Genomic DNA, 13,469 nt, shown 5'->3' on the forward strand with positions numbered 1-13,469 from the left:
TTTGTGTGTAGGCTTCTTCATTTGAAAATTATATCGCTGAAAAAGCCTTTACAGATAGGTTTGTGCAACAAAGCCGTTTATCACTATCTCAATTTTCTAAAATTGCGAATGTTTTAGAGCAAATGAAAGATCAATTTAAAATTAGCGGGATTGAAGTAAATGTCATCATTCAATAAAAAAATCCCAAAAAAACGCTATGCTGAAGATAGACGTCAACTTCAACGTAATGAATTAGAAAGGAACCTACGAGCCGATGCAGAACAAGAGCTCCGACAGTACTTTGATGAGCAAAAATTCTCAAATGAAGACTTAATTCAAGCTTATCCTGCAATTTATGAGTTTATTAAACGTAAAGCACCGAATCTTGCCTGGAAAAAATATGCTCATGAATTCTTCCGAACATATATCAAAGACCTCAATAAAAGTAATAACCTAGACCTCCCACTACCTTATCTCACCTTTGAGATGAAACGCGATGAACCAATTTTCACCCTAGATTGGATCCAAGCCGGTCATGAAATTGACATCATCCTCGAAAAACTGTGGGATTACTGGATTCTTGCTCAAGATAGTTCCGCTTTTTCTGATGATGAAATTATTGGGAATATTCTGCTTTGCTCAATGTTATACGGTGGATTAAATCAAACAGCTTCATTAAATGCTTTGCTCGAACATTTAAACAACCCTGAAAAAATCCAAAAAATTTGCGATTTTAATATCATCTTTTTAGAGCCACTTTCTCCAAGCTATGGCGATCTATTTGTTGATGAAAAAACAATACGAAAATCACGTAATTTTGTTCCAGATCAACTCACACGACTCTGGCTCATTCACTTTAATACAAGACAAATTCGTGATATCAGTCTAGACGTGAATGCGTATCTGCACCTCATTTTTCAAAAAATAAAACATCCATACACCAACAAGACTTTTAAGTTTTTACGTGACTACGCCAATTTTAATTGGCTACAACTGCAGAATGCAGATGTTGACCCTGCCCTTTCACAATGTTTGTTAGAAAACACACTCACGTGTGGTTTATCAGAACATGAGTTTGAAAACTTTGCATTCCCAAAATTTAAAACTCAATTAAGTGATGAAACCGAACGAAATGTCTCTTCTACAGCCAAAGTCCTACCAGATCTCAATACGTCTGAAGCAGTAGAGAATGTGATATTTATTCATAAAAACTTGCTGAAAATAATTCGCACATCATCAACGGACCAACCTATTGCTGAACTCATTATTGATTTTTGCCTGCGTCACCAAGAGCAGTTTAATGAGTTTTCTAAACGTATTATTTTGTGGCTCATCAGTCTCTATCTACCAAGTTCAGAGCAAATAAAAAAATTATCAGCCACCTTTGATTTTGATACAACTCAGTACACGAAGGCATTTCAAGACAATCAAAAACTCGCAGATAGTTCAATCTATACATATTACACCCGGATCGCAGAACCGTTTTTAACTCATGCCTTACAATACTTCGATGCCGACGATGACATTAATGATCTGCTGAACAAAATCTATCAACAAATCATTAGCAATACACGACTTGCTGATGAAGCAGATCGACCTGAGTTTAAAAAATCTAAAGACCAAACAATCCGCATGTTGAAACGCTTTCACACCTTTCAACAAATTGTTTTTCAAGCAGAAGATTTTGAACTTGAATTTATTGCATCGCAAAGTCGACCACGGGCACGCATCATAGGTCACACAGCCTTCCAAGTCATATTAAAGAAGTTAAATCAGCTCTTACATGACCAATCCATCTCAGACCATCACTATAAATTATTAAAAATTATTTATATTTTGGCTTACCGTACTGGTATGCGTATTAACGAAATACTCGGGTTACGTGTAAAAGATATCGAGGGTTTAAATCAATTTTCTATCTGGGTTCAACCTTATGGTTCAAAAAAACAAGGGAATCAACATCTGCTCAAAACGGATAGTGCGGAACGGATTGTGCCTGCATACGCTTTGCTAAAAGATGATGAGTACCAATTCTTTAGCGATTTTGTTGTTGAAAAACGTTTAGAGAATAAGAAAAGTTTATATTTATTCAGCAACTTGAATGAAAATAAAAAACTGAATAAACATACTGTCACCGTACCCCTAAAACTGATATTAAATCAGGTCTTTAAAGGGCATCATTACTCCTTTCACTCTTTTCGTCACACTGCAGCGAATCATTTATCGCTTTTACTGAACTGTGAATATGCACCACTTGTGCAAAAGCTAACCGACTATAGCGAAAACGAATATCAAAAAATTCGAGCTGAGCTACTTCAAAATCAACATGGACAAAACCATTGGTTTGTTATTGCACATCTCTTAGGACATATAGAGCCAGTTGAAACATTCAAAAGCTATATTCATTTAAGTTATCTCATAGCTGGTCAAAAACTACTAAAACATCATCCAGATATGACTAATGAATTGGCTAAAAAAATTATGGGACACAATGCAACGTTTAAAAATTTGCAAATAACAAATGGTGAAAAAGACTTTAATTTTGAAAAAAACCAGGCCGTTCTAGCAACTATATTATTGAACGATCAAACAAAATGGCTTCAAAGTAATGCTACTGACATTTTAGATGAACTGTCGTTACAAATAGATCAATCCCATGATTTTTTTGCTTTCTTTGTTGGAACAGAAGATTCTAAAATTTCACTTCAACGCTTCTATGAAACGCTCAATATATTGGAGACTACTAAAGATCCTAAAAGTACAGCTCAACGTATGTGCTTGCCAGAAGAACTCGTCAATTATTGGTATGAAAATGCTCTAAATTTAGCAAACATTAAATCAAAAAAAGGGAATCCACGTTTATTTAGTATTGATAGCTCAACCCACTTAAAACCAGCAATGCTTGATAGCGCTGAAGAGCTTCATGCGGTGACTTATTTTTTTGAACATCTACAGAAAATAGCTCGTAAAAATCCAATACAAATTGCATGCGTCCTGAATATATTTTTGAATCGAGTGACCGCATCACACACAGGTATCCATTATCGCTGGAAGGATATCGATCAACTCGAACATTTTTACTCCCAAGTTAAGGCTTTATTTCCTGCCAAATTTTGGCACTTACTTGGACAAGATTTGCAAACAAAGTTAGATGCTAAACAACAGCCTCAACTTTTCAAATTAGCAAAAGCATCAATAGATAAACATCCATCAACTCAAGAGAAATTTCCTCGTCTACAACTCTACTCAGTAAAAGATGGTCATGCTCTTGCTGCATTTAAATTTTGCTTACATCTAGCATGTATCGGCAGACCTCGATCTCTTGAACTTAAAGCTGAAGGTCTAAAAACAACCACATGCTGTTAAATAATTTAACCGTTGTTTCCTTATCTAAAGTCAAATTTAATATATCTTTAGTAAACATTGGATGTCTAATCAACGATAATTAAATCGTATAAACTCTATGAATTAGCAGCGTCTGAAACAGGGATCGGTCATGTATACAACATCAGAAAAAACTGCAAAACAGAAAATGATATTAGCTAAGGCAGTTTTAGCTGCTGCTAAACGACTTGGTCTTGCACAGGATCAACTAGCCTTAACACTCAATATAGATTCGGTGAAAACTTTAACATCTCTTGAATTAGATCCCACTTCAAAACAGGGAGAAATCGCCCTCACTTTAATCCGTATTACCACATCACTAGATGCTCTGACAGGTGGGGATACAGCCTGGATGCAGCATTTTATGAGATCACCCAATAAATTGATGAGTGACATTCCAATAGAACAGATTCAGAACCCTCAGGGATTGGCCTCTATTTTACAATTGGTGGAAGGTCTTCGGGCTAAACTTTAAGATAAGCAAAGTATTACAGAAAAATTTGAAAGTGATGGCCCTCTCCAATAATTCAAATGCAAGGAATAAGAATTTCCCCTCTTCTCAAGATGTATATGTCTGGCCTAATTCCGTCAATAATACAGTCAGCAAAGCTGAATGGCCTAGATCCGTATGCCTATTTAAATGATGTGCTGAAAAGGCTGCCGACACATAAAGTGACCCAAATAGAAGAATTACTAACACACCGCTAGAAACCTGAACCGAATTAAAATAGCTATGGGGCTCAGCGGACGCTTACATATTAGATTCCTTTAGATTTTAAATATCTAATTAGACTTCTTTAATCTAATAGGATCTAATCAGCCCATAAAGCACCTTCCTTACATCAAATGGTTTATTTATATAAATCCATTATTTTGTGTTTTAATATACATATATACACATAAGACCCAATATTATGGATTTAAACTTCAAAAAACCTGAAGAGGTTGTCAGGTTATTATGTGAAAGGCTTCGCAAAGAACGACTTTATCTGGAAATGACTCAGGCAGACGTCGCTACACGTGCTGGTATTAGTGTGAATACAGTATCTAATCTGGAAGCTGGTCGAAATGTTTCATTTGAAAATTTAGTACGCGTTGCCATGGTATTGGGCCGATTAAAAGAATTAGAGGAACTCTTCAAACCTCATTTAAACAGTGTAAATGACATTCTCCGCTATGAGAGCAATACGGCTCGCCAACGTGTCAAAAGGAAATAAGTCCATGCTCAAAAAACTTAATGTTTACTACAATGGATGGGGTGAATATTGGCTTTGGGGTACACTGGTCTCCTCAACTGCAATCACAGGTCGGCCATTAATTGCCTTTGAATACAGTGCAGAAGCGATCAGTAAGGGTTTAGAACTTTCCTCTTACCTACTTCCATTAAAAGGTGACTCATTAAGAACGAACTTTCCTACACATCAAATGGGATTGCCAGGTCCTATATATGATGCCTTGCCCGATGGTTGGGGCATGCTTCTTATGGATCGCTTATTTAAAAAAAATGGACTCAATCCAGCACGGATTGGGCCATTAGAACGACTCACGTATATCAGTACACATGCGATGGGGGCATTATCCTTTGAACCTTCAGCACCTGAGTTAACATTAACTGAAAATATTCCACTGATTAAACTCGCTCAAGAAGTTCAGGAAGTTCTCAAAGGAGAAGGTGCAGAATTTTTACAGCATTTATTAATTATGGGTGGATCTCCACAAGGTGCAAGGCCAAAAGCGCTCGTCTACCGTGATCCTGTCACCAACGAATTCTCAACAGTTAGCTCACATCAACATGAAGCTTGGCTGATCAAATTTCCCGCTCAGCAAGAGCATCCTGAAGTTTGTGCAATTGAAGCTGTCTATGCAGAATGTTTGCGTCATTGTGATATTGATACACCTGACACTCAATATTTTACTCTTCCGAATGGATTAACCGCATTTGCATCGAAGAGATTTGACCGCCACGATGGCATGCGTATCCCTATGCAAAGTTTAGCTGCCTTCACCGGAGCTGATTTTAAATCGCCAGGGAGTTTAGACTACAGTAACTTTCTTCGCGCTGCACACTTTTGCACCAATGATGTTCGCGAAAAAGCAATTGCATTCAAGCGAGCTGTTTTCAATGTAGTCTTCAATAATCGAGATGATCATTGTAAAAACTTTTCATTTCTGATGTCCCAAAATGGGCAATGGAAACTCTCCCCTGCCTATGATGTTACTTTCTGTGAAGGGCCAGGTGGATATCATCAAATGGATATCATGGGTGAGGCACTGGATATTCCTCGACAAGCTCTTGTAAAACTTGGTACTCAGGAAGCGGAACTTTCTGCCCAAGAAGTCGATGAAATTATTGGCTCGATTTGTAAGGTTGCAATCCGATTCAGCAATATCGCTCATAATCTATTACCTGGACAAATTCAAACAGAGACTCTCCAACTGATCCAAAATAGGATTGAGCATAATATTCATTTATTGCACTAAATAGCTTTCATAAAGCTTCTATGAAGAGCTTATTCTATAATGTAGCTCTCAAATGAATACTCGGGGACTGGATTGTCAAAACTCCTTCTTCCAGACATGCTTTTGTTCCGCTAAATGAATATTCTATGATGAGCCTTGCCAAAATGGTCGGAATAGATGTCCCTGAGATTCGCTTGGTGGATATGGCACTCTTACAAAACCTTCCACCATTAAATTTACCCCAAGAGCAATATGCTTTTGCAATCAAAAGATTTGATAGACAGAGTACTGCTGATACTACAGAGCTTATTCATATCGAAGACTTTGCTCAGATCTTCGGTGCATATCCACAGCAGAAATACAGCACCACAAATTATGAGCAGATAGGAAAGATCATTTATCAATTTTCAGATAACAAAATTCTTGATATTCAGCAATTTGCCAGCCGTTTACTTGTCAACATTTTGCTCGCGAATGGAGATGTACACTTAAAAAACTGGAGTATGATTTATCAGGACAAAAGAACACCAAGATTATCTTCCGCATACGATATATTGATGACTAGTGTATATATTGAAAATGAGCGTCATTTCGCATTGAATCTTGCCAAAAATAAAGATTGGTATTTAGCTGAGATGAAACACTTTGAACAATGGGCTGAAAAAGTCGGTGTTCCATGGCGTGTTATTGAAAAACAACTTCACGCGATCATGGACAAAGCACGGTCAGTATGGCCAGTGCTATTACTAGACTTACCTATGATTTCTGTTCATAAAGAAAAATTAAGAGAACATTGGAAAAAATTGCATCCAGACTTTCAGATACTTACAGATGATTAGGGTAATCTGAAACCAAGCTAAAATTTCTCAAACAATTTCATCACATCATTTTCCGTCAGTTTCGCTTCTCCCTCATGATCTGTGCTTAGAATAGACTGTGCCAGTTCTGCTTTATTTTGCTGTAAGGCAAGAATTTTTTCTTCTATGCTTTTATTGGTAATCAGCTTATACACAAATACCGGCTTATCCTGTCCAATCCGCCATGCACGATCTGAAGCTTGATCTTCAGCAGCAGGGTTCCACCATGGATCATAGTGAATGACCGTATCTGCGGCAGTTAGATTCAGACCGACCCCTCCTGCTTTCAGACTGATTAAAAATACCGGCACTTGTCCAGACTGAAACGCAGTAATGACTTCATCTCGCTTTTTGGTCTTTCCAGTCAGCTTCACATAGCCAATTTCTGCGTGATGGAGCTGTTGTTCAATCAGTTCCAACATTGAGGTAAACTGAGAGAAGATAAGAATTTTTCGCCCCTCTTCCACCATTGGAACGACCATATCCATCAACTGTTCAAGTTTGGCAGAGTTTGCCTGCCCAATTTTCACTGAATCCAGCTTTAGTAAGCTAGGATGGCAGCACACCTGACGTAGCTTCAGTAAGGCATCTAAAATTTGGATTTGACTACGCTTAAAGCCTTTTTCTGCCACAATTTTCTGAATATTTTCCTGCATCGTGGCACGAACAGCCTCATATAACTTGGATTGCTGGTCATTCATATCAATATTGACTTCAATCGTGGTTTTTTCTGGCAACTCTTTGGCTACGTCAGTTTTCAAGCGACGTAAAATGAAGGGCTTAATCCGGTTGACCAACTTTTGCCTTAACTGCTGATCACCGCGTTTTTCAATCGGATGACGGTACTTTTTATTAAAAATTTCTTGTGAATATAAAAATCCTGGCATCAGGAAATAAAATAGTGCCCACAGCTCACCCAAATGATTTTCCATAGGTGTACCAGTTAGACATAGACGATGTCGCACTGTTAATTGCCGTACTACCTGTGCAGCTTTGGCACGCGGATTTTTGATATTCTGCGCCTCATCCAAAATGAGTTGATGATATTCATATTGCTTTAGTTGCTCTTCATCTCTCGCCAGAAGCGGATATGTGGTTAACACAATATCATAGTGCGGAATCTGCTCAAAATACTGATGGCGATCGGGCCCCTGTAGCAGCAATACCTTGAGCTCAGGGGTAAATTTCTCCGCTTCTTTGAACCAGTTATGCATCAGCGATGTGGGTGCAACAATTAAGGCGGGACTATCCTGCAAATATCCAGCCTGCTTTTCCATGAGTAAATGGGCTAAAGTTTGTGCTGTTTTCCCCAAGCCCATATCATCTGCCAGAATCCCGCCATGCTGGGTTTCCCTTAAAAACTGCAACCAGCCTAAGCCCTGCTGTTGGTATGGACGCAACTCCCCCTGAAAACCTTGTGGTGTCGGCAGTTGTTGCTGATAGCCTTGTTTGAATTTCTGTACAAATTGCTGCAGGCGATCACTGACCTGCCATGTCATCCCAAGATTATGCTGCAATTCTAATAATTGACTCGCATCATAGCGATCAATACTGCGCTCTTCTTGCTGTAAAATGCTCTGCAAATGCAACAATACCGGCTTAATGTCCTTTGCGGATAAAGCCAAATCGGGTTGATCCGCTGCAGTTTTCAGGGTGAAAATTTGACTGTCATTCAGATGACTAAAAATCCGTGGATCAAGTAAATCAGGCTGTTCTTTCACCAAAGCCACAAGTGCATCGAGTAAATCATAGCTATTGCCTGCACTGTCCTGAACGGTCGCCCCGATATTGAACCAGTCTTGTTGGCTTTCAGATTCAGTGATAGAAATATTTAAATTTTCAACATATTGCAGCTTAAATGGGCTGTGTTCCAGATGCTCTATCTGCCATCCCATCAATTCAATTTGATTGATGGGCATCAGCTGTTTGATCCAGTCTCCATAGAAAGCAAAAACCATAGAATCAAGACGTTGTTTATCCAGTTTTAATTGCTGGTCATAACTAAGATCTTTCACCCACTTCAGTGATTCGACCAACAGCTGTAAACGCTGGATTGACTGTTGTTCCTGAACTAAATCCCGAAGCTGTCGCACCATTTTTCCATGCTGCTCACCAATAAAACTGTCGCCTGATGTACCAGCTTTTATTCTTCCGCCTGCATAGGAGAATTCAATTTCAGCACAAACAGACTCCTCTAATTTCCAATCAAATTTATCTAAAACACCGAAGCGTAAAATTGGCTGGGGACTACCCTCAAGGACATCAATATGCTGAATAGACTCGGGCCGAGGCAGATTTTTCACGTCTGAATATTGATGAGTCAGTTGCTCAAACTCTGGCAAGAGCATAGATGGAAGATCAGGCATCTGTAAAAAATGGTACAGAAGATTTGCCGTATATTCACCATATAACTGGCCCACCGTGTTGTGTTGAATATCCACATAACACGGTGGCTGGCTCGCGAGAATCTGAATATGAGGATTTGATTTTAAATCGAGTCGAATATCACCATTGACTAATTCAATATTTAAATGCTCAGTCTGTTTGTTTATACCTTGTTGCCAGATCAGTTCGATGTGATAGCCTTGTTCTGACCATTGAAGTGCAGTATGGCTCTTTTTTTGCCAGTACACATCGCCACTTTGAATAAAAGATTTGAAATGCTCCAATAAAATGCTTGAGATATCAAGATTGCTTTGATAAAAGCGTTCGTCACTGTTTATTTTGGCATAATAATAAATCTGGTTAAATAATTGTCGTTTTTGTTCAGGTAAAGTCAGATGCTTTCTGGTGATATTTTCATATTGGGTATAATAACTTTCCCCCGCAATTGAGCCGTTTTTATTGCGTCTGGCTTTCTGAACATCAACTGTCAATTTCTTTAAGCTGACCGACTGATCTAGCAGGTAAATTAAATAATTGTTTGTTTTGACAGATTGCTCTGGTTCAGTCTGTTGTAAATACCGTTTAAAATCATTCAACCAGCGCTGCGCTTGATCATCCCCCCGTTGGCGTTTTGCGATTCCCTGCGGGGATTGAGAGTCAGCATAACGCTGCTGAAATTCCTGACGATATTCTTGAAAGAATAACCGCGCTAAAGCAGCAGCATGTTTACAGTTATATCCAACCGGACAAGTGCAGTCGTCATCGATTAAACGGTCTTTTTTAAGATTATAGGTAATCGCGGTATCGTAATAATCTGTCCCTTCAATTTGGGCATACATCGTAACCCCGTCTTTGTCCTCAAAGAACTCAATCGTTTCCCTATCAATGTGTTTAGCATAGCTCAGACTGCGCTGAAGAGTTGCAGTACTAAAGCGAGATAGAAAATTGATCAATGACGACATGATTACCAGACACTAAAAATGTTTATACAATTATAACGGACAAAGCTGTCATTTCAGAATAGTAGGGCTTTGTTGCACAAAGATTTATAATTTGAAGCATCCCCCAACTCACTCAAATTTAAATTATAACTCGCTATCTGGTAGTGAACTTTGGTGTTTTTTCTATTGGCTGGGGCTTTGTTGCATAAATATGTAAGCAACTGATTTAAATAAATTTAATTTTGGATCAAAAAATAATCAAAACTTTTAAAATCATATAGTTATGAAATCTTTGTGCAACAAAGCCTATTTGATATAAAACTGTTACAACATTGACAATATGTACAGAATCCTGTACATTATAGATTGTAAAGTTCAATCACTATCATCTAGTCAGTAGCGTTTTAATACAGCTTACTTTATGAGGGAGAAATATATGCATGTATTTACATATACAGACGCACGTAACAACTTAAAATCTGTTTTAGATAAAGTTATTGATGATGCAGATGTCGCTTTCATTACAAGAAAAGAAGGCGGTCATGCTGTAGTAATGGGACAAGATCATTACGACAGTTTAATGGAAACGTTGTATCTCCTTTCATCTCCAAATAATACCACTCGTTTAAACGAATCAATTGCTCAATTACGCGCAGGTAAAACCAAACAAAGAGAGTTGATTAAAGATGACGAGTCGTAATGTCGAATGGACTGAAAATGCCTGGGATGAATATATCTATTGGCAAACACAGGATAAAAAGATACTCAAACGTATCAATACCTTAATCAGAGAATGTCAAAGAACACCCTTTGAAGGAACTGGAAAACCAGAACCTTTAAAAGCAAATCTTTCAGGATTCTGGAGCCGTAGAATTGATGAGAAGCATAGATTAGTTTATGAAGTGACGGATGAACGAATTTCCATTGTTCAATGTCGGTTCCATTACTAATAATATTCCCTATTCTTAGTATGAGAGAATATTTTATAAGTACTTATTGACCAGATCTCTTGCGAAAGTGATTATTTCAAGTTTATCCGGTTTACGAGTGCAGCAATTAAGTTAATGCGTAAACTGAATCTTTTCCGTCTATTTCGATAGCGTTCACTTAATATTCTAAATTTTTTCAATTGACTATTAATGTGTTCGATCACAACTCGTATTTTTCCAAGGCTTTGTTGCATAAAGATTTTAAAGATAAAGCTTTCCTAAGTTATTCAAATTTAAGTGGCAACTTGGGTGTGAGGTCGGCCGAGCTCCGTAAACTTATTTAAGATGGCCACACGTGCATGAATCTCGTTGACTTGGCTATCAAAATTCCGAGCACTGAGCTTATCGCCTAATAATTTGATGCAGTGCATCTTGGTTTCTACCAGACTTCGCTGATGGTAGCCCGACCATTTTTTCCATAGTGTCCTGCCTAAACGTTTAACAGTGCGAAGTAATTCATTTCGCTCTAGCGAATTAACTTTTGTATCTTTCCAAGGCTTCGCATTTTTTCTGGGTGGAATAATCGCATGGGCATTTCGATCTGTGATCAACTGGCAACACCCCTCTCATTATAAAATTATACCAGTCAGTAAAATACCCTTAGATTAAGCATATATATGTTGGTTATTATTGTTGATTATCACAATAATTTAGTGACCCGAAATCAAAGTACCCCACCCCACCTTAAATTACATCACACAAAATAAAAACTCTATATAACTGTTATATATAGAGTTTATTAACGTACCAATTATGTTATTTAGTGTATTTTATGTCGGTGACTCTTGCCAAGGTTGGTGGATATTTTTAACTACTCGCATCCATCTCATCCAACAAAGGCTCAAAACATTATATGATTTTATAATCTATTATAGATCTTCAAATTTGACTAGCCATACTATGCTTTTCTTTGAGAATGCTCTTGTGAGCATACTTTAAAAAGGAACTACCGACTCAAGCTCGATCGCAGATTGTTTTAATGGATGTTGGAAAGCAAGATAGGTGGCATGCAATGCCATACGTTTAAAATGGAATTTGGCAGGTTCAGGATGATAAAGTTTATCGCCCATAATGGGATGCCCAATATGCATCATATGTACACGAAGCTGATGTGAGCGTCCTGTCACTGGTTCCAGACGGACTCTACTTTGATCCGTTGTCACGTCATACTCAATCGATTGGAATAGCGTTTTGGCAGGCTTTCCCAATTCAAAATGCACCATCTGACGAGGACGATTTTCCCAATCGGTAATCAAGGGCACTTCCACACTGCCGTCTTGCTGAATCTGTCCTTGCACAAGTGCCACATAATATTTTTTAACCGTTCGTGCTTGGAACATTTTGCTAATCGCAACTTCAGCATCTCTATGTTTCGCGAACATCAACAATCCTGATGTTGCCATATCTAAACGATGTGTCACTTTAGCAGAAGGATATTGTGCTAAAACGCGCAAATACGCACTATCTTGATGTTCAGGCAAACGCCCCATGACCGACAATAGCCCTGCTGGCTTATTAATCACCACTAAATCTTCATCCTCATAGATCATCTCAAGTGGATCTTGCGGCGGTAGATAAATAAAGTTGTCATTTAGGGGCATGAGCAGTAAAGGTTCTAAATAAAGCGGGGCAATTATAGCGAGTTCTCAGCCAAAAACGAATTTTGAGATGAAATCCTGAACAGAGAACTCGTTCTATTGAAATGTTATTGTAGATGTCTAGAGTTAATGCCGTTGCCTGTTTTGATTATTATTGTTACGACATTAACTCGTATATTTTTATGATGCTGTTTTTATCGCTTTATTTAAACTGTCTTTATAAAGCTGCTCTAAAGTTGCAATGTCTCGATTTAAAAAAGTAATCAAATATTCTTTGGCACGACTCAACGTTAAGTAATTAAAAGAAATCGTGTCTTTGCTCTTACGTGTCACCAATCCGAATAAATCTTTTTTAGGAATAAACACAGGAATATCGCTTTCTAATTTAAATTCAAGCTGCTGTGTTTGTGAAAAGGCATCTATTGTGATGCGTAAGGTTTGTTGAGTGTAATCATCTCGTACAATAAAGCTGGTACTTACACCATCTAGCTGTAACTGACGAACCAATTGCTGACGCCATCCCATCTCATCGAAACGAGCAACGATCGTTTCTAAATCAAAAGCACCCAAATGATCAGCTTCATTTCGATTAGTTTGATGCGGATAACGTATTTTAAGATCGAATTCTTTCATTATTTTTATGACCTCTTCCAATATGATCAATTTTCTAATTTCAATTATATCATTTTGTTTTTTATTATAAAAACAGGAGTTTATATTCAAAAAATAAATATTATAAGACCTATTTCACACTTATATTTAAATTCATTGATCGGGTTTTTATTATTTATATCTGATTGGGGCTTTGTTGCACAAAGATTTGAAATGCAAAGCGCCCCTAATTGAGCCAAATTTAAGGCGTAACTTGGGTAAGTG

General features: G+C 37.8%; 9 protein-coding genes and 4 pseudogenes. 8 read left to right on the forward strand and 5 right to left on the reverse strand.

Going from position 1 to position 13,469, the window contains the following annotated elements; all coding sequences use genetic code 11:
• The first annotated feature begins 159 nt into the window (after positions 1-159).
• From NO346_RS11800 to NO346_RS11825, 6 genes and pseudogenes are all read left to right on the forward strand, one after another.
• Complete coding sequence (locus tag NO346_RS11800; RefSeq protein WP_256415274.1) at positions 160-3,345, forward strand: site-specific integrase; 3,186 nt, start codon at positions 160-162, stop codon at positions 3,343-3,345.
• 130 nt (positions 3,346-3,475) lie between these two features.
• Positions 3,476-3,838, forward strand: a complete 363-nt coding sequence (locus NO346_RS11805; RefSeq protein ID WP_005403920.1) for an antitoxin Xre/MbcA/ParS toxin-binding domain-containing protein — start codon at positions 3,476-3,478, stop codon at positions 3,836-3,838.
• A gap of 107 nt (positions 3,839-3,945) precedes the next feature.
• Positions 3,946-4,071 (forward strand): annotated as a pseudogene (locus NO346_RS11810) (transposase domain-containing protein); the annotation flags it as partial.
• Positions 4,072-4,277: 206 nt separating this feature from the next.
• On the forward strand, positions 4,278-4,580 hold the full coding sequence (locus tag NO346_RS11815; protein ID WP_256415275.1) for a helix-turn-helix transcriptional regulator: 303 nt from the start codon (positions 4,278-4,280) through the stop codon (positions 4,578-4,580).
• Between the two features lie 4 nt (positions 4,581-4,584).
• Positions 4,585-5,844, forward strand: a complete 1,260-nt coding sequence (locus NO346_RS11820) for a type II toxin-antitoxin system HipA family toxin (protein WP_256415276.1) — start codon at positions 4,585-4,587, stop codon at positions 5,842-5,844.
• Between the two features lie 56 nt (positions 5,845-5,900).
• Positions 5,901-6,662, forward strand: a pseudogene (locus tag NO346_RS11825) (type II toxin-antitoxin system HipA family toxin); the annotation flags it as partial.
• Positions 6,663-6,679: 17 nt separating this feature from the next.
• On the opposite strand, the gene NO346_RS11830 reads toward NO346_RS11825, so the two are convergent.
• Positions 6,680-10,027: a DEAD/DEAH box helicase gene (locus NO346_RS11830; protein WP_256415277.1), complete on the reverse strand. Its 3,348-nt coding sequence runs from the start codon at positions 10,025-10,027 to the stop codon at positions 6,680-6,682.
• A 415-nt stretch (positions 10,028-10,442) separates the two neighbouring features.
• Here NO346_RS11830 and NO346_RS11835 point away from each other — a divergent pair, with 415 nt between their 5' ends.
• Both NO346_RS11835 and NO346_RS11840 read left to right on the forward strand, forming a co-directional pair.
• Positions 10,443-10,706 (forward strand): type II toxin-antitoxin system Phd/YefM family antitoxin, encoded by a 264-nt coding sequence (locus NO346_RS11835; protein ID WP_000557943.1) that lies wholly within the window; start codon positions 10,443-10,445, stop codon positions 10,704-10,706.
• Positions 10,693-10,956 carry a Txe/YoeB family addiction module toxin gene (locus NO346_RS11840; RefSeq protein ID WP_004907133.1) on the forward strand — a complete coding sequence of 88 codons (264 nt, stop codon included), beginning with the start codon at positions 10,693-10,695 and terminating at the stop codon, positions 10,954-10,956. The genes NO346_RS11835 and NO346_RS11840 overlap by 14 nt, the downstream gene beginning before the upstream one ends.
• A 71-nt stretch (positions 10,957-11,027) precedes the next feature.
• Here NO346_RS11840 and NO346_RS11845 read toward each other — a convergent pair.
• From NO346_RS11845 to NO346_RS11860, 4 genes and pseudogenes are all read right to left on the reverse strand, one after another.
• A pseudogene (locus NO346_RS11845) lies at positions 11,028-11,177 on the reverse strand (IS5/IS1182 family transposase); the annotation flags it as partial.
• Positions 11,178-11,228: 51 nt separating this feature from the next.
• Positions 11,229-11,555 (reverse strand): annotated as a pseudogene (locus tag NO346_RS11850) (transposase); the annotation flags it as partial.
• 375 nt (positions 11,556-11,930) lie between these two features.
• Positions 11,931-12,596 (reverse strand): RluA family pseudouridine synthase, encoded by a 666-nt coding sequence (locus tag NO346_RS11855; RefSeq protein WP_005218885.1) that lies wholly within the window; start codon positions 12,594-12,596, stop codon positions 11,931-11,933.
• A 177-nt stretch (positions 12,597-12,773) separates the two neighbouring features.
• Positions 12,774-13,226 carry a hypothetical protein gene (locus tag NO346_RS11860; RefSeq protein WP_256415278.1) on the reverse strand — a complete coding sequence of 151 codons (453 nt, stop codon included), beginning with the start codon at positions 13,224-13,226 and terminating at the stop codon, positions 12,774-12,776.
• Positions 13,227-13,469: the final 243 nt, after the last annotated feature.

This window comes from Acinetobacter sp. 5862 (assembly GCF_024494585.1).
In the GTDB taxonomy this organism is placed as follows: Bacteria; Pseudomonadota; Gammaproteobacteria; order Pseudomonadales; family Moraxellaceae; genus Acinetobacter.